Genomic DNA, 17,664 nt, shown 5'->3' on the forward strand with positions numbered 1-17,664 from the left:
CGATGTCTGAAGAACCCCTCGCTGTCGAACGTATCGCTCACACTGCGGCCAGTCCCGAAGGCGCAAACAGCACGTACGTCGTCCCCGAACGCGGCCTCGTGGTTGATCCCGGACCACCGGGAGACGACTCGTGGCAGACGCTCACCGAGGGGTTGTCTGCAGTGGGTCTGCCGATCGGCGCCGTCGAGACGGTCGTCGTGAGCCACTGGCACGCGGACCACTCGGGGCTGGCTCCGCGCCTGGCCGCTGCCGCAGATGCGGAGTTGGTTCTCCACGAGGCGGACGCCCCGCTGGTCGCCGACTACGCGACCGAGCGAACCCGCCGCGTCGACCGCGACGCCCGTCGGCTCCGCGAGTGGGGCGTCCCCGACGAGACGGTCGAGGCGATCAAATCGGGGGACGACCCCTCGCCGATGCCCGATCAGTGTCCGGTGCGAGCCGTTTCCGACGGCGAGACCGTCGCCGGGCTCGAGGCCTTCCACACTCCCGGACACACGAGCGGGCACCTCTCGCTCGCAGCGCCCGACGCGCTCTTTCTCGGCGACGCCGTGCTACCGACGTACACGCCGAACGTCGGCGGATCGGACACGCGGATGGACGCGGCGCTCGCCGTGTATCTCGACACGCTCGACCGCATCGAATCGCGCGCTCGCAGCGTCGGAGTTGCGAGCGACGTGACCGGGGATGTTGCGAGCGACGCGGACGGCGAGTCCTCTCTCCGCGCGTTCCCCGGCCACGGCTCGTCGGTCGACCTCTTGGCTCGGATCGGCGTCATTCGCGAGCATCATACCGAACGCGTCCGGGAGATGGTGCGAGCGCTCCCCGACGCCGGCCCCGGACGAACACCCTGGGAGGTTGCGCGGGACTGCTTCGGCGAGATGACGGGAATCCACGCGAAGATGGGTGCGGGGGAAGCCGCCGCTCATCTCGCGTTCGCTGCCGACCGCGGACTCGCCACCCGCATCGACGAGTCCTCGGACCGCGGCTCCCCGGTTCGGTACGTCGCCGCCGACGCGGATCTGTCTGACCCGCTCGCGGACCGTCGCTGAGGACGTGCTCGTCCCACGTCGTGGGCACCGCGACGCGTCCTGGCTATTCCTGGAGGGAAGTCACGTTACAGATAAGTCCCCTCACCGTCCAGAGGTAGGTATGACGCTACTGGAGCGCGCTCTTTCGGAAGAGCACCACGACGTTCTCGACCGTGCAGAGACGTTCGCGACGGAGACGCTCGCCCCCCGCGCCGAGGAGATCGAAAAGACGCGGGAGTTCCCGCGTGACGTCGTCGAAGCCGCTGGCGACGCCGGCCTGCTCGGGATCTTGATCCCAGAGGAGTACGGCGGACTGGGCGGCGACTTCGTCTCGTACTGCCTGGCGCTCGAACGGATCGCCGAGGAGAGCGGGGCGGTCGCAGAGATTATTCAGGGCCACACGTTCGCGACGCTGCCGGTTCTGAACTTCGGCAGCGACGAACAGCGCGAGCGCCTGCTACCGAAGATGGTCGCCGGCGAGTCCGTCGGCGCGATGCTCCTGACCGAACCCGGCGCGGGGTCCTCGCCGACCGAACTCCAGACGGTCGCCGAAGCGACCGACGACGGCTACCACATCTCCGGTGAGAAGTCCTTCGGGACGAACGCGGGCGTCGCGGACGTCCACCTCGTCGTCGCGCGCAAGCGACCTCAGCCCGAGGATTCCCACGGCGTGAGCGTCTTCATCGTCCCGAGTCCCGAGGACGTCGAGGGCTTCACCTTCGAGCGCGGCGAGTACCTCGGAATGCACGGCCACGTGACCGGCGACGCCACCTTCGAGGACGTCGCGGTCGACGCCGACGCCCTGCTCGGGCGGATCGGCGGCGGCTTCCGGATCGCGATGGGAACGATCGATATGGCGCGCACCGGCCTCGGGGCCATTGGCCTCGGGATCGGACGGGCCGCCTTCGACGAGGCCGTCGACTACGCGGGCGACCGCGAGCAGGGCGGCAAAGCCGTCGGCGAGTACCAGGCCGTCCAGGTGCTCGTCGCCGAGATGGACTCGAAACTGGAGTCGGCCCGCAACCTCGTCTACGACTCTGCGGTCCGCATCGCGGACGGTGAGGGCGACACCCGCGTCTCCTCGCGGGCGAAGTTCACCGCCAGCGACGCCGCGGAGTTCTGCGCCCGGAACGCGATGCAGATCTTCGGCGGGAAAGGCTACCGGACGGACTACCCGCTGGAGCGCTACTACCGCGACGCCCGCATCCTCTCGATCATCGGCGGCACCTCGGAGATCCAGAAGACGACTGTGGCGAGCGAGGCGCTGGGGCTCTGAACGACGATGCCACGCAACTACGACAAGATCGCGCTCACCGAGGACGAACAGGTGGAACTCTTCGAGGCGGCCGACGTCGCCCGTTTCGCCAGCGTCGGCCCCGACGGCCTCCCGCACGTCGTCCCGGTCGCGTTCACGATCGTCGACGGCCAACTCTGCTTCGAGACCGACGCCGACTCGGTGAAGGTCAAGAACGTCGAGGCGACTGGTAAAGCCGCCGCCGTCGTCGACGCGGGCGAGGCAGAGTTCAACCAGCATCGCGGGATCCAGTGGCGCGGGTCGGCGCGGGTCGTCGACGACCGGGAGTTCGAAAAGGAGATCGAACGCGGGCTGTTCGGGACGGTCAAGTCCGTCCCGGACGCGGGCCGACACCAGCGCGTCAAGATCGCGCTCACGCCCGAACGGACGGTTTCCTGGGACTTCCGAAAAATCGGCTAACGGTTGCTGTAGCGACAACCGAACAACGGGAGTATTTTTCCGGTGATCGCCGGCTCGTGAGAGCGATCACCGGTGGGCGGTCGCCCGCCCGTACGAAAATGGGGTGGGTATGGGATGACAGCAGGGTGAACGGCCGGAGCGATGGCTGCTACTGCTCAGCGCGTTCCGTCGCGCTCGCGCCCGGTGTCGGGCATCGCGCCGTCGTACTTGATCCGCTCGAAGATCGTGTGGCAGCCGTTGCAGTAGAACTGGCTCTTCGAGACCTCCGAGCCGAACGTCGATTCCAGTTCGGTGTCGGAAGACCCACAGAACGGGCAGACTGCCTCGACCTTCGCGCTCTCTTTTTGATGCTTGTCGCCGGCGGTGTCGTCGCTGCTGGGATCGGCGCGGCCACCGTCCGCGTTCGGGGTAGCGTTCGATGAACTCATTCGATCACGTACTCCTGGTTGGAGATTCCCTGTAGCTGTTCGACGACGCTCGGTTCGACGTGACCCTCGCCGCTGCGGCGGCGCGTTTCGTCCCACGCTTCAGAGTCGGGAACGTCCTCCTCGAGCGGGGGCACAGAGACGTCGGTTCCAGCGAACAGTTCCTCGTAGTGTTCGTGGAACGCGCCGCGGATCTCTGCGACTGAGCGGTCCGTGAAGCCGGCGGAGACGAGCGGGTCTTCCGAGGAGCCGTAGCTCGACGGACCGATGAACGAGAGGATACCCGGGAAGTACCGCTCCAGCGCCGCTTCGACGGCTTCGGGCTGGTCTTCGGCCAGCGTCTCCAGACGGGCGTCGTGGTGTTCGAGATGGAAGTACTCGTCTTCGCCCATCTTCTGGACCATTCCGGTGAAGTCGTCGTGGACGATCGCATCGAGCAGCAGCCACGCCGCGCGGTCGGCCAGCGCGACCTGCACGATGAAGGTCGGCCAGTTTTCGGCCTCCTCGTCGAGGATCGACGCGTTCGCGTACTCCTCTGCGCTGCGACTGGACTCGAGCCAGTCGTCTTCGACGCCCTGCTGCGTGAGCAGGCGGAACAGCTGTCGGACCTGTCCGATCTCGTCTTGGGCGTTACTGGCGCCCGAGATGTCGTCTTCGAGGTTCGGCCCCTTCAGCATCCACTCGCCGTAGCGCTGACCGAGCAGGAGTTTCGTGTCGGCGATGGCCTTCACGTAGTCAACTGCCGCCTCGGGCCAGGCGTTCTCGGCTTCGGCGCTCATCGCGCCCTCCCGCCCACGATGGGCTGTTCGTCGACTTCGAGCAGGTGTTCCTCACGGACGACGCCCATAAACTCCCAGTCCTCCTCGTCGTAGGTTCGGTGCGCGTAGATCCGTGCCAGACGGTCCGAATCGGCCTGGACCGTCCCGGCGTGGATCATATCGTCGCCGGCTCGGTGCCGGGTGAACACGTGGTATTTCATATTGCGATCCCCGCGTCTTTGAGTTCTTCGTGTGCCTTCTCGGTCAGCATATCCTTCGACCAGACGGGATCCCAGGTGATCTCGATTTCGACGTCGCTGACGCCGCGAACTGTTCGCAGCGCTGCGCGGACGTCGTCCTGGATCATATCGTACGCCGGGCATCCCATACACGGGTAGGTCATCGTCACCGTGACGTCCCCACCGTCGGCCTCGATGTCGTAGATCATCGCCATATCGACGAGGCTGACCGGGATGTGTGGGTCTGGGACGGTATCGAGGGTGTCCCAGAGTTCCTGTTCGAACTCGTCGGCGTCCTCACCGGGGCCGATGTCGAATCCGACGGTTCCAGCGTCTGCGGCGTTCGTGCTCATCTCAGACACCCACTTTGATCTCTCCGGCCTGCAGCAAGTTGACGTACTTCTCGTTTGCGGGGCCGCGGTCCCGCCAGCGGTCGAGTACGTCGTCCCAGCCGATCGGCTCCTCGAAGCGCCAGTCTTTGTTCTCGGCGTCGAAGGCGACGGGAGCGTCGTATTCGAGGACGTACTCGTCGGCTTCCTCGTCGTAGTGAGCGGGCACGTCGAGGCCCAGATCGTTGGCCAGCGGGACGGTGTGGCTCATCCACTCCTGGCGGAGTTCGTCGTTCGTCTTGCCCTTGATGCGGTAGTCGAGCTGGTCGGTGTTGTGCTTTTGATCGTCCGGGAGGCCGAACCACTCGATACCCATCGGGAACATCCAGTCGACGGCATCCTGGACGAGGCCCTTTGTCTTGTCGGACTTGTTGGACAGCCGACGCATCCAGGTCTCGCCGTGACGGAGGTGGAACTGCTCTTCCTTGCCGACCTTCCGCAGGGCGCGCTTCCAGGGCGCGTAGGAGGTGTTCTCCTCGATGTCGCTCAGGAGCACCATCCCGGCGCGGTCGAACATCCCGTGGGCGCTGACGAGTTCGGCGAAGGTGTCGAGGTGTTGGTCGAAGCCGTAGGTGTTGCGGAACTCGTGGGGCTCACGCTCGTAGATGAGTTCCTCGCGGTCCTCCCCGAGGTCTTCCAGGAGCCGGTAGGCGATGTGGCCGTGACCGAGCTCGTCCTGAATGACGCTGACACAGGAGGCGCGGGCGTCGAGCGTCGGCGCGTTCATCGATTGCTCGTAGTACGCCGGCGCACTCATCAGCTCGGTGTCCGCCGAGACTTTGAGCGTCGCCTTCAGCGCCTTCTTGTAGCCCTCTGTCATTTCGGACTCGTCTTCGATCATCCGACCGTTCTGGATCTGCTGTTTGAATCGTTTTTCCGTTGGCATGGCTTGTGAAACGCCTTCACTCCTGGGTTAGTGTGGATCGTTATTAAGGTTTCTCCCCAACGACGTTTCGAGGGCTCCATCTTTCGTGTGCCCCCGCGTACGGCCGCAGGCGCGCCTCCGCGCCTTGTTCCAATTCCTCGCCCGCCACGGGAAGGTCCTCTATCACTTCGACGGTCCGACCGTCGAGTCAACCGCCAATCAGCTCCCGCCGACCTGGACGCGAATCTTTTAGGAGGACCGGTTCGGTACGGAGAGTATGGGAATCCAAACACGATATGCCACTGAAGCGGATGGCGAGGAAATCTTGGACCTCTGGCACGGCTTCACCAGTCATCTCTCGGAGTACGACGAGCGATACAGCCACAGCGAAGAGGCCAACGAACGCTGGCTCCAGTACTTCGAAAATCAGCTCGTCGACTCGAAGTACGGCATCGTCCTGCTGGCCGAAAGCGACGACGCCGACGAACCGATCGGCGTTCTCGAAGCCCGCGTGATGGGTGATCACCCCATCTTCCAACTGGACAACCACGGATACGTCAACGGCCTGTTCGTTCGCGAGGACTACCGCCGACAAGGTGCGGCCGCGAAGATGCTCGAAGCAGCGGCCGAGTGGTTCTCCGAGGAACCGCGCGATGTCGATTACTACCGCATCGACGTCCTGGCGGGCGACGAAGGCGCCAAAGAGATGCTCGAAGCCCACGGGCTCGAACCGGTCGAACACGTCTACGAACAGCGTCTCTAATATGGTCGAATACTACGACGTCGAGTTCGTCGACGAGGGGCGGACCATCCAGGTCGCAGAGGACAAACCTATCTTGGAAGCCGCCGAGGAAGCCGGACTCGATCTCCCCTACCAGTGTCGGATGGGCGTCTGTGGGGTCTGCTCGGCGATGCGCGTCGAGGAAGGCGAGGTCGAGCAGGTCGAGGGGATGTTCCTTTCCGCTTCCGAGAAAGAGGAAGGCTACGTTCTCACTTGCGTGGCCAAACCGCGGTCAGACCTGAAACTGCGCTCGCACGACAGCCCCTGACACCGCGTCGTCCCCTGACTGTTTTCTGTTCCGCTTCGTTCCTGACGGTCTGCCACCACGTTGTGACCCCAGTCTGCGCACCGGAGCTGTATACAAAGGTGTATACATCACTGTTTTCGGATCCTCCACGATTGTTTGACTGACTCCGACTCTCGGCATTACACACGTAACGCTGTAATGTACTGCGCGCCGAACTACCGCGATCTTGCGCCGATCGGTCAGAGCTGCCGCTTATGTATACGATTCTGTATACGCCAGTGTCGGCGGCAAGCGACGGCATCGTCGTTAAGTATTAATGGACCGACGGTGAATCGACGGACGATGTCAGACACCGACTTCGAAACCATCGAATGGTCTTACGACGAGGAGACCGGTCTCGGCCGCATCACGCTCGATCGACCCGAGGCGATGAACGCCATCAACATCCAGATGCAGCACGACCTCATCGACGCCTTCGACGCCTTCCAGGCGCTCGACGACGAGGGCGACGGCATCGCCGTACGAGCCGTCATCGTCGATTCCGCGGGCGAGAAGGCCTTCTGTTCCGGCCTCGACGTCGGCGAGATGAGCGACTTCTCGACGTACCACGAGAAAAAGCGCGTCCCGGATCTGTTCTGCGAGATGTGTGCGGCCTTCGAGGAGTACCACGCTCCGGTTATCGCGGCTGTCGACGGCCTCTGTCTCGGCGGCGGCTTCGAGATCGTGATGTCTTCGGACTTCCGCTTCGCCGTCGAAGAGGCCACGTTCGGCCAGCCTGAGGTCAACTTCGGCGTCCTCCCCGGCGGCGCAGCGGCCCAGCGCCTCACGACGATCGTCGGCGCGATGCGCGCGAAAGAGATCACGATGACCGGCGAACGCATCGGCGCCGTCGACGCGGCCGAGGAAGGCATCCTCACGGACGTCGTCGCCGACGAGGACGAACTCGAAGCGGAGGTCGACGAGTTGGCGTCCGAACTCGCGAGCAAGCCCCCGCTCGCGGTCCGCTCGATCAAGCAGGCCTCGAACATCACCCGAAACGTCGGCTACGACGCCGGGATCGAGTTCGCCAGCCACGCGTGGCCCGCTCTGGCGCAGTCAGACGACTACGCGAAGGCGATCGATGCCTTCGGCACCGACGAACAGCCCGAATTCGAGGGGAAGTGAGCACCCGTGGCGGCTCCCTCCCCCGACATCCGTGAGTCGTTCGACTTCACGGATCAGACCGTCTGTGTGACCGGGGCGGCCCAGGGCATCGGCGAGGCCGTCGCTGAGGCTTTCGCCGCGCTCGGCGCGAATGTCGTCATCGCGGATCTCGACGGCGACGGCGCCCAAGACGTCGCAGACCGTCTCGCCGACGAGCACGACGTTCGCGCGATCGGCCTGGAAACCGACGTTTCGGAGTACGACGCCGCCGTCGCGATGGTCGAAGCCACCGTCGAGGAGTTCGGCGCGCTGGACGTCCTCGTCAACAACGCCGGTCTGATGGGAACGCAGCGGTTCCTCGATTCCGAGCCCGAAGACTGGCAGGCGAAACTCGGCGTGTCGCTCTTCGGCACACTCAACTGCACCCACGCTGCGCTGCCCGGAATGGTTGAGCGCGGCGAGGGATCGGTCATCAACTACTCCAGCGCCTCTTACCGGGGTAACGACCCCGGTCTGGCCGTATACGGGGCTGCGAAGGCCGCCAACCGCTCGTTCACGAAGACGATGGCGGCCGAAGTGGGCGACTCCGGCGTCCGCGTGAACTGCGTCTCGCCCGGAACTGTCGAGACGCCCGCAACCGCCGGATTTGTCGAGAAGTACCGCGAGAAACTCGGCGACTCCTACGCACTCGGCCGCGTCGGCCAACCCGAGGAGGTCGCACGCGGGGTCGTGTTCCTCGCGAGTGACGCCGCGAGCTGGATCACCGGCGAGACGCTCCACATCGACGGCGGCTATATGCGTCGCTGAGGGCGCCTCGGCTTTCGACGATTACTCGCCACGTTCTCCCGCGGCTGCGGTAAAAACTTATCAGTCAGTCTGCACCGACAATCGAACACCCACGGGTATAGTTACTGCCCTGCAGGTGACCGTATGCTTCGAACCGAGCCTACCTGAAAACTAGTCTGGAATATAATAACTGTGGGGGGCGGGTGTGACGATGGCCGGTGTTCGCCCCTTACTGCGCTGCAGCCTATTTCCCGCTGCCTGCCTACTGCTCGTACTGGTCGCGCGCACGCTCCCGGAGCTTGACGCGCTGGATCTTGCCCGTCTCGGTCCGCGGGAGCTCGTCGACGTACTCGACCCGGCGCGGGTACTTGTACGGCGCCAGTGTGTTCTTGACGTGATTCTGGAGCGTCTCGGTCAGTTCCTCGCCTGCTTCAGCCCCGTCTGCGACGACGACGTAGGCTTTGACGACCTGGCCGCGCTCTTCGTCCGGGGCGCCGATGACGGCGACCTCGGAGACTTCCTCGCGCTCTTCGAGTACGGCCTCGACCTCGGGACCGGGGATGTTGTAGCCGCTGGAGATGATGAGGTCGTCCTCGCGGGACTTGTACTCTAAGCGACCGTCCTCGCGGTGGACGTAGATGTCGCCCGGGAGGCTCCAACCGTCGACGAGCGCTTCGTCCTGTTTCTCCGGCCGATTCCAGTAGGAGATGCCCGTGGGGCCGCGTACGGCGAGCATCCCGGCTTCACCGCGGGGGAGCTCCTCGCCCGTGTCAGGGTCGATGACCTTACACTCGTACCCGGGCACCGGATAACCCGTCGCGCCGGGGTCGATCTCTTGGCCCTCGCGGTGGCTCACGAAGATGTGGAGCATCTCCGTCGTGCCGATCCCGTCGTAAATCTCGACACCGTAGCTGTCTTTGAAGTTGTTGAACGTGCTATGGGTCAGTGGTTCGCCGGCGCTCATCGCCATCCGCAGCGAGGACGTATCGTACTCCTCGGGGCCGTCCGGGTGCTTCGAGAGCATCTGGTTGTATGCGGTCGGGATAGAGCACAGGATCGTGATCCCGTGGTTCTCGACGGCTTCGAGGAGGTCACCCGGCGAGGCGTTCTCGACGAGACTCGACGTGGCACCGAAACGCAGCGGGAACGTCACCAGGTCCCCGTAGCCGTAGGCGAAGGGTAGGGGTGGATTACCCCCGAAGACGTCGTCTTCGGTCGCGTTGAGACAGTACCGAGCGTACGCGTCGGCGGTCGAGAGCACCTGTCGGTGCGTGTGCGTCGCGCCTTTCGGCTGGCCGGTCGTCCCGGACGTGTACAGCATCAGCGCGAGGTCGTCGCGTTCGGTCGCGTAGGCGTCGAGTTCGTCGCTGGCCGCCTCGGTCAGTTCGTCGTAGTCGGCGTGCTCGTGTTCGACCCCGTTTCGCTGGACGACGATGACGTTCTCGACGGTGTCGAGGTCCGGCAGCGCCTTGTTGATCTCCTCGAGGAGGTCGTCGTAGACGACCACCGTCGACGCCTCCGCGTTGTTGATGATGTGTACCAGTTCTTTCGCGCGCAAGAGTTTCATCGACGGCAGCGCCACCGCGCCGACCTTCTGCGCCGCGAGACAGGAGATGACGGCTTCCGGACGGTTGGTGAAGCGGACGACGACGCGATCGCCGGGTTCGACGCCCTGATCCAGGAAGGCGTTCCCCAAGCGGTTGACGCGCTCTTGCAGTTCCGTGTACGTGATTTCCTGATCCTCGAAGCGGATGGCGACGTTGTCGCCGCGCCCCTCCTCGACGTGGCGGTCGACCAACTGCTCGGCGACGTTGATCTCTTCGGGATAGTGCAGTTCCGGTAACGCGTGAACGAGCTGTGGCCCGTTGTCGGGAAGATACGACTCCGGTATATTCTCTTGCATCGCTTACTTCGAGTATCAGAATTTATCAGCAAATAGTTTGCGGTTGACTGTCACAGACGCCCCGTCATTTTACACCGTTACGGTCTTTCTCGGGCCGCCTGTTCGGGGGCCTCCAAACTGACTGACGGCCCGTGTACGCCGACGCAGTCCCAGCGCGCGTGAGCAACCGGCGAGCGTCGTAGCGGCTATTTTTGCTTCTCGATTGCCACGTCGACCGTATTTCTCGCCGCTGTCTCGGCATTTGACCCGATTTACCGTCCGTAACACCCCCTCTTACGTGCCGATAACGTTTGGTATATGATACGAACCGTCACATTCAAATCCCGTTACACAGTGAATGATGATGACAATGTCAAGGAAGACCTTCGACAGGCGGGCAATTCTGAAAGCGACCGGTGGGGCTGCGACGATCGGGCTGCTCGCTGGGTGTTCGAGCAACGGTGGCGACAACGGTGGGGGCGGCACCGAGACCGACGACTCGGGCGGCGGCGGTACCACGACGACGACCTCCGGAGGCAGCGGCGACTCGGACGCGATCAACATCGGGTCGGTCCAGCCGCTCTCGGGTGGTTTCACTCCGTGGGGACAGGCGCACTCTGCGGGGCTGGCGTTCGCCGTTCAGGAGATCAACGCCGACGGCGGCGTCCTCGGCGGCCGCAACCTGAACATCGTGGAGGCGAACTCCGAGAGCGACCCGGCTGAGGCGTCTTCGATCTTCGAGCGCTTCGCCGAGCAGAACGACATCGTAGCCGCCACCGGCCCGGTGAGTTCCGACGTCGGGATCCGAACGTCCCGAACAGCGCAGGAACTCGGCATCCCGATGATTATGCATATGGCCGGCTCGGACGAGACGATCACGCCCGAGACGCTCCACTCGTTCCGACTGGGGCTTCTTCCGGCGGCCACGACTATGCAGGCGCAGGCGCAGTTCGTCGACGACGCCGGGTATCAGTCGGTCGGTGCCATCGTCGGCGACTACGCGTGGGGACAGTCGGTGAAGACCGGCATCGAGGAGAACTTCGGCATCGACGTCAACGTCCAGGTCGCACCCGTCGGTGCCAGCGACTTCTCGTCGTACATCCGCCGGATGCCCCAGGACGTCGAGATGGTCGTCGCGACGGGCCACCCGCCAGGCTCGCTGACGATCACCCAACAGCTCTACGAGCTGGGGTACGAGCCAGAGATCATCACCGGCCCCGGTCTCCCGCCGGCCGTCATTCGCTCCGCGCTGGGTGAGAACGCGAGCCGCGGCTTCACGCACCTCCATATGAGCGACGTCTACACGGACGAGTACGCCGAAGTCGCACAGCGCTTCGGCGAAGAGGTCGGAAGCCAGTTCGACACGCACACGTCTTACGGCTACGTCACGGGCAAGATGATCGCACAGGCGATCGAAGACGCCGGCGAAGCCAACCCCGAGGCCATCACCGAGGCGATCCGGGCCATCGAGTTCGACACGCTGTTCCCCGAGCCGATTCAGTACTCGGAATACGGCGAACTCGAGAACCAGGTGCAACTCTACAGCACGTTCTCGCTCGACGCCCCGTCGTACTACCCCGACGGCAACTACAGCCTGCAAGAGAGCTTCCGGACCGACCCGCTTCCGGCACTCCCGCCCGAAGCCTGAGCTGAGTCGGGAGCCGCCTTCACGAGGGTTCGTTCCTCCCGCTGTGCGCGGCCGCGCTCGGCACCGCACGCCTCTCGCTATTATGACTCCAATTTCACACGAAAACGCATCCGAAGTCGAAAAGTATACACTGGTATCCGTAATCTGGGGCAATAGATGGTAACAGTTAGCACATTGGCGGCACTCGCCGTCGACGGGCTCGCGTTCGGCGCGTCCCTGGCGCTTCTCGGCGTCGGGATCACGCTAGTCTACGGTTTGGGTGAGGTGTTGAACCTCGCGATCGGCGCGTTCGCGGTTATTGCCGCGATCACGGCCGCGCTCTTGATCAACGAGGGGATGTCCCTCCCGATCGCGATCCTCGCGGGGCTCGCGTTCGTCGGCGTGTTCGGCTTACTCGTCGACCGGACGCTCCTCTCGTTAGTCTACCGTTCGGAGGGCGAAGAGCGGATCCTGCTGGGCATCTTCACGACGCTCGGCCTCACGGTGTTGCTCGAAGGCGTGATGGTCAACTACGTCTCCTCGCGGTACTCGCTCCCGCTCGGCATCTCCCCGATCGACGTGGGCGCGACCGTCGTCACCGGCACGTCGGTCGTGAGTATCATCGTTACTGCCGTGATCATCGCCGTCCTGTTCCTGTTCCTGAACCGGACATTCCTCGGAAAGGCGACGCGGACGATCTTCCAGGACGAACGCGGCGCACGGCTGGTGGGCATCGATCCCCGAAAGCTCCGCACGCTGGTGTTCGTCCTCTCGGCGGTCGTCGCCGGGCTGGCGGGGATCCTCGCCGCGGCGCGCTCGAACGTCAGCGTGGCGAATAGCTTCCAGTTCACGACCTTCGCGCTCATCGTCTCGATCGTCGGCGGGATCCGAAGCCTCGTGGGAGCGGTCGTCGCTGGCCTCGTGCTCGGCTTGATCAACACGTACGCGAACTTCTTCGTCGGTTCGTACTTCGCGACGATCATCCTCTTCGGCGCGGCGATCGTTTTCCTCCTCGTTCGTCCGGAGGTGATGTCGTCGTGAACACCGAACGGCTTCCGGGTGCCCGCAGCCTCGCGCTCGTCGGCATCCTGTTCGTGCTCGCTCCCCTGCCGGTGCTCGGCAGCGGCTACTACATCGGCGTCCTCTCGCGGATCCTCCTGTTCGCGCTGTTCGCGCTCGCGCTGAACATCGTGTTCGGGCACAACGACCAGCTGTTCCTCTTTATGGGGGGACTCGGTGGCGTCGGTGCGTATACGACTGCTCTGGTCGCGGACTCGTTCGGCGTGACGCCGTGGATCGGACTGCCGGTGGCCGCGCTCCTCTGCGGTGTCATCGCGATGTCGGTGAGCTGGGTGTCCGCGCGGCGGCGCTTCACGGTCATCCTGATCTCGATCCTGACGCTGAACCTCCAGTTGGTGTTCTCGGAGGCGTTCATCGGCGCTCGGGATCTCACGGGCGGCTCGACGGGCTTCCCGTACGAACTGTTCTCGCTGTCGGGCGTCGCCGACGCGGTCGGCGTCCCCACGGCAGTGGTGCTGTACTACCTCATTCTGGCGTTCCTGCTCGCCGGGATGGTGCTGTACCTCTGGCTCATCAAGTCCTCCCGGTACGGGATCGCCTTCGAGGCCATCCGCGAGGACGAGCTGGCGGCCGAATCCATCGGGATCGACGTGGTTCGCTACAAGGCCATCGCGGGCTTCATCGCGGGCGTGCTCATCGCGATCGCCGGCACGCTGCTGGCCCGTGAGGCGTCCTACATCACGCCCTCGATATTCACGTTCCTCGCGGTCGACGTGATCGCACTGATCGTCCTCATCGTCGGCGGCATCCGGCGGACCTACGGCCCGATCGTGGGTGCGATCATCGTCGAAGTCATCGAGGCGGCGCTCGGGACGTATGCGGCCAACTGGCGGACGGCCATCTTCGGCGGCCTACTGATCATCCTCTTCCTGTACTTCCGCAGCGGCGTCATCGTCGCCGCCGAGGACCTCCTCGAAGACTGGGACATCTCGCTCGGTGGCGGTAACGGCGGAACGCCCACAGAGGCCGACGCAGAGAGCTAATCTCTCGCTTCCCGCTGCGCTCTCTTTCTGTAATCGCCCGACGAGATCGCCTTTGTGTTGTTCGATAAGGCAAAACCGTTATTACACAAAGGCGGTCTGTATATAGGTACCAATGCTTAAGGCCGCGAACATCCGCAAGAAGTTCGGCGGTCTCGTCGCCATCGACGGGGTAGACCTGGAGATCGGACGTGGCGAGATCGTCGCACTCATCGGCCCGAACGGTGCTGGGAAGACCACGCTGTTCAACACCATCACGGGCGTCCTCGACCCCGAGGAGGACACCGAGATCACGTTCAACGGTGAGGACATCGTCGCGCTCGACACCCACGAGATCGCTCGCTCGGGACTGCTTCGCACCTTCCAGATCGTCCGCGTCTTCGGCGAGATGACCGTCTTCGAGAACGCGCTCGCCGGCGCGCTGTTCGGCAGCGACGAGTCGATCTCACAGGAGGACGCAGAGGAACGCGCCCGCGAGGCGCTCGCGTTCGTCGGTCTCGAGGAGAAAGCAGAAATGGAGGCCGGGAATCTCCCGATCGCCCAGCAGAAACAACTCGAACTCGCCCGCACTGTGGCGTCGGACCCGGACCTCGTCCTGCTCGACGAGATCGCGAGCGGACTCACGCCGGGAGAGATCAGCGAACTCTCGAATACGATCCGTCGCCTCCGCGACGAGCGTGGCATCTCGGTCTTCTGGATCGAACACATTATGGACGCAATTATGGGAACTGCAGATCGCATCATCGTACTGAAGAGCGGCCGGAAAATCGCCGAAGGAACGCCAGAAGAGATCCAAAACGACGAGGCCGTCGCCGAGGCGTACCTCGGGGAGGACCACTCGTGATCGAACTCGACGGCATCGACGTCTCCTACGGCAACATCCAGGTCATCTGGGACCTCGACTTCCAGGTCACCGAGGACGACGGCGTCGTCTCGATCGTCGGCCCCAACGGCGCGGGGAAGTCGACGCTGCTCCGCGTGATGTCGGGTCTGCACCCGGTCGATGACGGGACCGTCCACGTCTGGGGTGAGGACGCGGCGACGCTCAGCCCGTCCGACATCGTCCGCAGGGGCTTCGTCCACGTCTCCGAGGAGCGGAACCTCTTCGGCGATATGACGGTCCGCGAGAACCTGGAGATGGGGGCGTACACGAAACGCGACGACCTCGAAGCGACGATGCAGGAGGTGTTCGAGCTGTTCCCGATCCTCGAAGAACGCGCCGATCAGCGCGCGGAGTCGATGAGCGGCGGCCAACAGCAGATGCTCGCGATCGGCAGGGGGCTGATGGCCCAGCCGAAGATCCTCGCGTTGGACGAGCCCTCCGAGGGGCTCGCGCCGCAGATCACCGACCGCGTCTTCGAGAAGATCGAAGAGATCAGCGAAGACATTACGGTCCTCTTGGTCGAGCAGCACGTCAACCGTGCGCTCGCGATGGCCGAACGGGCATATCTCTTAGAGAACGGCCGTGTCGTCCGCGAGGACACCGGGCAGGAACTCTTAGAGAGCGACCACGTCAAGGAAGCGTATCTGTAATATGGTCCGGTATTTCGAGGAGATTTCGGCGGACGAAACGCACGACCTCGGATCCTACAGGGCTGACCGCGAGGAGTTGCTGTCGTTTGCCCGCCGATACGATCCACAGCTCATCCACACCGACCCGGAAGTGGCCAAAGAGACGATGTACGGCGGACTCATCGCCAGCGGCTGGCACACCGCGAGTGCCTGTATGGCCCTCCTCGTCGAGGGGTTCCTCCGGGAGACGGCGACGCTCGGCTCGTTCGGGCTCGAAGAGCTCCGCTGGCGAACGCCCGTCCGTCCCGGCGACACCGTCTCCGTCGAACTCGACGTGTTGGACACGACGCCGTCGAGCAGCCGTGAGGACCGCGGGTACGTCGACCTCGAAGTCAGCGCCGAGAACGGCGACGGCGAGGAAGTCATCTACTGGCGGTCGACCAACATCTTCCTCACCCGCGCCGCCGGCGACGCGTGGCCTCTCGGTGCGGACGGCTAGGCCCGCCCGTGGAGACGTCGACCCAACAGCCACGTCTGCCGTCGTGACCAGCCCCCTCACTTCTCGCTGCTGAGCCGTTCGCCACCGACGTAGAGCGACTCCGGGTCGTGCTCCGTATTCTCCGTGTACGCTTCGTGGTACTCCATCAGTTGGAACAGCGTTCCCGTCGCGTTCCGCGGCGACACGAACGCTTCTGTCCACTCCGCGTAGGATTTCCGATCGACGACGTCGACGCCGGCGGTGTCGAGTTGCTCGATCGTCGCGTCGATGTCGGCCACTTCGAGGGTCACGTGATGGAGGCCGGGGCCGTGCCGCTCTAAGAACGCCGTGAGGAACGATTCCTCGGCGATCGGTTCGATCAATTCGATCCGCGAGGCGTTCCCTAGGCTGTAGTAGACCCAGCGGAACTCTCCGTCGACGGTGTCGTCGAGCAGTCGTTCACAGCCCAGCGCGTCCAATACGGGCGCTGCGTCCTCGACCGATTCGACTGCGATGCCGACGTGATCGACGTGGATGGGCGTCTCGTGGATTGGGGTGTCGTCGTCTGTCATTGCCGTGTCGTCGCCTGTCATTGCCGTATTTCTGTGCGCGAGCCGAGGTTACAAAAGCGTCACTGGCGACGACCGCCTCCGTCACCGATTCGGTCTGTACCGCTCCGCACCGAGTCTTCGCTTACTCCTGTCGGAACGGCGCCAACATCTCGTCGGTGAACTGGGTGGGCTCGCCCTCGCGATCGAAGCACCCGTACTCGGAGACGCCCTCGATACGCGTCTCGTCGTCGGTTCGGAACGTATGTGCGATCCGTACCGTCTCCTCGTCGACCGCTTCGACGTCGCACTCGACTTCGAGTAGCGAGTCGAAGAGCACGGGGGATTTGAAGTCCCAGTGCCAGTCACGCAGGCGGAACGGCTGTCGTTCGCCGGCGAGTTCGCTCAGCCGGGGGCCATCGTTCGCGACGAACGATTCGAGTGCGATATCGGCGAATCGGGGGTACTCCTCGAAGTAGGCCAGTTCGGAGCCTTCGATGTGTGGGCTGTGCACTCGGAAGTACTCCTCGAAGGTCGGATAGGCGTCGGCGTCGTGGGCTCCGCCCGAGGGGCCTATGTCAACCTCTCGGTCGGCCTGGAGTTCGCGGAGCCGTTCCCGCGTCGCTTCCGGGAGACGCAGTGCGCCGCCTTCCGGCGCGATCGTCACGTGGGTCATTCGCGCTGTCGAATAAGGGTCGCCGTCGGCGTCGACCGCTTCGTAGAGAAGTTCCACGCTGGAGTTGCCGACGCTGAGCGGCGTGACTTCCACCGAAACGGTGTCGCCGAACGTCGGATACCGGTGGATCGTCGCGTCGAGTCCGACCGGCGCGTACGGGATGGCGTCGTCGGCGACGAGGTCCTCGAACGGATACTCGACCTCGTAGGCGATCTCCTGCGTCGAGATGAGCTGCCAATCGAAGAACATCGCGTGGTGTACCAGTGGTCCCGCAAGCTCGCCGAAGCGAACAGAGTGATTGTCGATAGTTCGCATACCTCGGGGGTCGATAGCCGGTGACAACATAGTTTAGGTGCCGGCAAGAACCCGGGACGGTTCGGGGACGTTACATCTCATTTGCAAGTCTTCATTCTCGGTTGACCGACAGCGTGTGATCGGGTGAGCAATCAGCATCAGTTGCGAATGATTCTATAGCCCTCTGGACCCCACTCGGGGTTTCCGTTACT

21 protein-coding genes are annotated in these 17,664 nt (G+C 64.0%); 13 read left to right on the top strand and 8 right to left on the bottom strand.

The features are described 5' to 3' along the window. Positions 1-2: 2 nt before the first annotated feature. From D3D02_RS10945 to D3D02_RS10955, 3 genes are all read left to right on the top strand, one after another. Positions 3-1,049 carry an MBL fold metallo-hydrolase gene (locus D3D02_RS10945; RefSeq protein WP_121570028.1) on the top strand — a complete coding sequence of 349 codons (1,047 nt, stop codon included), beginning with the start codon at positions 3-5 and terminating at the stop codon, positions 1,047-1,049. A gap of 100 nt (positions 1,050-1,149) precedes the next feature. Continuing rightward, entirely contained in the window at positions 1,150-2,304 is a 1,155-nt protein-coding gene (locus D3D02_RS10950; protein WP_121570029.1) for an acyl-CoA dehydrogenase family protein, read from the top strand. Between the two features lie 6 nt (positions 2,305-2,310). Further along, the gene (locus D3D02_RS10955) at positions 2,311-2,742 is read left to right on the top strand and encodes a pyridoxamine 5'-phosphate oxidase family protein (RefSeq protein ID WP_121570030.1); all 432 of its coding nucleotides are present in this window, start codon (positions 2,311-2,313) and stop codon (positions 2,740-2,742) included. Positions 2,743-2,897: 155 nt separating this feature from the next. Here the strand turns inward: D3D02_RS10955 and D3D02_RS10960 are convergent, their stop codons facing one another. The 5 genes from D3D02_RS10960 to D3D02_RS10980 are packed head-to-tail and all read right to left on the bottom strand — an operon-like array spanning position 2,898 to position 5,439. Continuing rightward, on the bottom strand, positions 2,898-3,170 hold the full coding sequence (locus D3D02_RS10960; RefSeq protein WP_121570031.1) for a hypothetical protein: 273 nt from the start codon (positions 3,168-3,170) through the stop codon (positions 2,898-2,900). Then, on the bottom strand, positions 3,167-3,946 hold the full coding sequence (locus D3D02_RS10965; protein ID WP_121570032.1) for a Phenylacetic acid catabolic protein: 780 nt from the start codon (positions 3,944-3,946) through the stop codon (positions 3,167-3,169). Before D3D02_RS10965 ends, D3D02_RS10960 begins: the two co-directional genes overlap by 4 nt. After that, positions 3,943-4,146 carry a phenylacetic acid degradation PaaB family protein gene (locus tag D3D02_RS10970; protein WP_121570033.1) on the bottom strand — a complete coding sequence of 68 codons (204 nt, stop codon included), beginning with the start codon at positions 4,144-4,146 and terminating at the stop codon, positions 3,943-3,945. Before D3D02_RS10970 ends, D3D02_RS10965 begins: the two co-directional genes overlap by 4 nt. After that, positions 4,143-4,517, bottom strand: coding sequence for a metal-sulfur cluster assembly factor (locus D3D02_RS10975; protein WP_121570034.1), 375 nt, complete (start codon positions 4,515-4,517; stop codon positions 4,143-4,145). Before D3D02_RS10975 ends, D3D02_RS10970 begins: the two co-directional genes overlap by 4 nt. A 1-nt stretch (position 4,518) precedes the next feature. Further along, positions 4,519-5,439 carry a Phenylacetic acid catabolic protein gene (locus D3D02_RS10980; protein ID WP_121570035.1) on the bottom strand — a complete coding sequence of 307 codons (921 nt, stop codon included), beginning with the start codon at positions 5,437-5,439 and terminating at the stop codon, positions 4,519-4,521. A 256-nt stretch (positions 5,440-5,695) separates the two neighbouring features. On the opposite strand from D3D02_RS10980, the gene D3D02_RS10985 reads away from it, so the two are divergent. From D3D02_RS10985 to D3D02_RS11000, 4 genes are all read left to right on the top strand, one after another. Beyond that, a complete protein-coding gene (locus D3D02_RS10985; RefSeq protein WP_121570036.1) occupies positions 5,696-6,181 on the top strand; it encodes a GNAT family N-acetyltransferase in 486 nt (161 codons plus the stop codon). A gap of 1 nt (position 6,182) precedes the next feature. Continuing rightward, positions 6,183-6,467, top strand: a complete 285-nt coding sequence (locus tag D3D02_RS10990; RefSeq protein ID WP_121570037.1) for a 2Fe-2S iron-sulfur cluster-binding protein — start codon at positions 6,183-6,185, stop codon at positions 6,465-6,467. 321 nt (positions 6,468-6,788) lie between these two features. Beyond that, positions 6,789-7,610, top strand: coding sequence for an enoyl-CoA hydratase/isomerase family protein (locus tag D3D02_RS10995; RefSeq protein WP_121570038.1), 822 nt, complete (start codon positions 6,789-6,791; stop codon positions 7,608-7,610). A 6-nt stretch (positions 7,611-7,616) separates the two neighbouring features. Next, on the top strand, positions 7,617-8,396 hold the full coding sequence (locus tag D3D02_RS11000) for an SDR family NAD(P)-dependent oxidoreductase (protein WP_121570039.1): 780 nt from the start codon (positions 7,617-7,619) through the stop codon (positions 8,394-8,396). Between the two features lie 241 nt (positions 8,397-8,637). Here D3D02_RS11000 and D3D02_RS11005 read toward each other — a convergent pair whose 3' ends face one another. Beyond that, positions 8,638-10,278 (bottom strand): acyl-CoA synthetase, encoded by a 1,641-nt coding sequence (locus D3D02_RS11005; protein ID WP_121570040.1) that lies wholly within the window; start codon positions 10,276-10,278, stop codon positions 8,638-8,640. A gap of 349 nt (positions 10,279-10,627) precedes the next feature. On the opposite strand from D3D02_RS11005, the gene D3D02_RS11010 reads away from it, so the two are divergent. The 6 genes from D3D02_RS11010 to D3D02_RS11035 all read left to right on the top strand — a co-directional run bounded on the left by D3D02_RS11010 (position 10,628) and on the right by D3D02_RS11035 (position 15,955). Further along, positions 10,628-11,905, top strand: coding sequence for an ABC transporter substrate-binding protein (locus D3D02_RS11010; RefSeq protein WP_121570183.1), 1,278 nt, complete (start codon positions 10,628-10,630; stop codon positions 11,903-11,905). Positions 11,906-12,061: 156 nt separating this feature from the next. Then, entirely contained in the window at positions 12,062-12,925 is an 864-nt protein-coding gene (locus D3D02_RS11015; protein ID WP_121570041.1) for a branched-chain amino acid ABC transporter permease, read from the top strand. Beyond that, positions 12,922-13,947 (top strand): branched-chain amino acid ABC transporter permease, encoded by a 1,026-nt coding sequence (locus D3D02_RS11020; RefSeq protein WP_121570042.1) that lies wholly within the window; start codon positions 12,922-12,924, stop codon positions 13,945-13,947. Before D3D02_RS11015 ends, D3D02_RS11020 begins: the two co-directional genes overlap by 4 nt. A 112-nt stretch (positions 13,948-14,059) precedes the next feature. Then, positions 14,060-14,788: an ABC transporter ATP-binding protein gene (locus tag D3D02_RS11025; protein ID WP_121570043.1), complete on the top strand. Its 729-nt coding sequence runs from the start codon at positions 14,060-14,062 to the stop codon at positions 14,786-14,788. Next, on the top strand, positions 14,785-15,477 hold the full coding sequence (locus tag D3D02_RS11030; protein WP_121570044.1) for an ABC transporter ATP-binding protein: 693 nt from the start codon (positions 14,785-14,787) through the stop codon (positions 15,475-15,477). The genes D3D02_RS11025 and D3D02_RS11030 overlap by 4 nt, the downstream gene beginning before the upstream one ends. Before the next feature lies 1 nt (position 15,478). Further along, entirely contained in the window at positions 15,479-15,955 is a 477-nt protein-coding gene (locus D3D02_RS11035) for a MaoC family dehydratase (protein WP_121570045.1), read from the top strand. 56 nt (positions 15,956-16,011) lie between these two features. Here the strand turns inward: D3D02_RS11035 and D3D02_RS11040 are convergent, their stop codons facing one another. Together D3D02_RS11040 and D3D02_RS11045 are read right to left on the bottom strand one after the other, a co-directional pair. Then, positions 16,012-16,506: a VOC family protein gene (locus tag D3D02_RS11040; protein ID WP_121570184.1), complete on the bottom strand. Its 495-nt coding sequence runs from the start codon at positions 16,504-16,506 to the stop codon at positions 16,012-16,014. Between the two features lie 121 nt (positions 16,507-16,627). Next, positions 16,628-17,473, bottom strand: coding sequence for a thioesterase family protein (locus D3D02_RS11045; RefSeq protein ID WP_121570046.1), 846 nt, complete (start codon positions 17,471-17,473; stop codon positions 16,628-16,630). Between the last annotated feature and the right edge of the window lie 191 nt (positions 17,474-17,664).

This window comes from Halobellus sp. Atlit-38R (genome assembly GCF_003665925.1).
GTDB lineage: Archaea > Halobacteriota > Halobacteria > Halobacteriales > Haloferacaceae > Haloquadratum > Haloquadratum inordinatus.